A 1,588-nucleotide genomic window follows, 5' to 3' on the forward strand; every position below is an offset into this window, starting at 1 on the left:
TGGGCTGTCTGCACCTCAATCTGGCGCAGCTTCAACACGACCTGCTCCGCACCCGTCTTCTGACCTCGCCGCATGTCCAACTCCTTTGGTCCTGACTGATCCTCTCAATCAGCCCGGTCCAAAGCCAGCCGGTCAGGTCACAGCGCGCGCACGGCTGTGTCTATCTCTTGCAGATGCCGCGCGCTTAGCTCACCTCGCGCCCGAAGTCGTCGTGGCTATCGAGAACGGCAGCGATAGCATGGCTTCGCTCGCCGTACTGACCGAGTTTGCCTTGTTCCTCGGCCTCAGCGAACTCGGCCTCCCACGTCCGCGAGTCGCCGGGATGGAATAGCCCCTCTACAGGAATGTGTCGGGACGAAACTTCAGGCCGAGCCAGCACGTACCGCTCACCCATGAGCGAACGACACGACAAACCCTCGCCCCTGGATGCCGCGTTAGCCGCGCAGATCCATGCTGCCCGCGTCCGAGGTGCCTACTCGATCGAGACCCTGGCGGCAGTCGCGCAGGTCACCCCCGAAGTGATCGCCAGACTTGAACAAGGCGCACCGATCGCCGACGCCGGGGCACGAGACCGTGTCATGGACGTGCTCGGCCTGCGTCCGGATAGCCAATTCCCTCCTGCCAAGCCGATTGATTACAGCCGACGCACATCGGACTGAGATGGACACGGGCTGCCCCCATCTGCTCAGCCTCCTCCCGCCACGCGTCCCGCTCGACCCGCATCGCCTCGACGAGGGCGTGCATGTTGCCGGCGTCGATCGCGGTCTCGACCAGCATGTCCTGAGCGGAAGCCAGTTGCTCGCGCAGCTCGGCGTTCTCAGCCGCCAACGCCAGGAGCAGGGCGGCCACGACATCGCTCATCCCTGCTCCCGCACACCCCAAGGTGGCGCGTCTAGCTGGGCTCAAGCTTGGCTGCAATCGCGGCAGTTGATCGTGCCCTCTGGTGATCACCTCCCGATCCTGTCCTGCCCCTTTGTGGTCGCCTTCGTGAAGCCGGAAGGAACGATCGATCCCGCAAACAGATGCCCTGAGGCGCACCTTGCGCGAACGGAGCTACCTGCATGTTTATGAAGATCGACCGCCTCCTAACGGAGCTGCCCGAGCCGAAAAAGCCGGAGCCGAACGCGGCCGCTGCCCTGCAGGAGCTGCTCGGTGGCAAGTACGGCGAGATGTCGACCCTCGGAAACTACATGTTCCAGAGCTTCAACTTCCGCAACAAGGAGAAGCTCCGGCCGTTCTACAGTTTGGTGTCGAGCATCTTCGCCGAAGAGATCGGGCACGTCGAATTGGTCTCCACCGGCATTGCCATGCTCAACAACGGCCCGGGCAACCCAAAGTCAGATGTCGACATCTCCAAAGCACCATTCGCCGAGATGCAGGACGTGCGGCTTGCCGGGAGCTTCCTGGCGAACGGCGGCGGCGCCATGCCGATGAATTCGAACGCCGCGTCCTGGAACATGGACATGGTGACGACGACCGGGAACCTGATCATCGACCTGCTGCACAATTTCCACCTGGAATGCGGTGCGCGCATCCACAAGCTGCGGGTCTACGAGACCATGAGCGAGCCGACGGGCCGCGAGACCTG

The 1,588-nt window shown here is 63.2% G+C and carries 2 protein-coding genes; one reads left to right on the forward strand and one right to left on the reverse strand.

Annotated features, from left to right (window positions below; all coding sequences use genetic code 11):
• Positions 1-576: 576 nt before the first annotated feature.
• Positions 577-861 carry a hypothetical protein gene (locus MKK75_RS36245; RefSeq protein WP_313901911.1) on the reverse strand — a complete coding sequence of 95 codons (285 nt, stop codon included), beginning with the start codon at positions 859-861 and terminating at the stop codon, positions 577-579.
• A 200-nt stretch (positions 862-1,061) separates the two neighbouring features.
• Between MKK75_RS36245 and MKK75_RS32295 the strand changes: the two genes are divergently transcribed.
• A partial coding sequence (locus MKK75_RS32295; protein ID WP_244046558.1) for a manganese catalase family protein occupies positions 1,062-1,588 on the forward strand: 527 nt, incomplete at its 3' end.

This window comes from Methylobacterium sp. J-030, assembly GCF_022829545.1.
Lineage (GTDB): Bacteria > Pseudomonadota > Alphaproteobacteria > Rhizobiales > Beijerinckiaceae > Methylobacterium.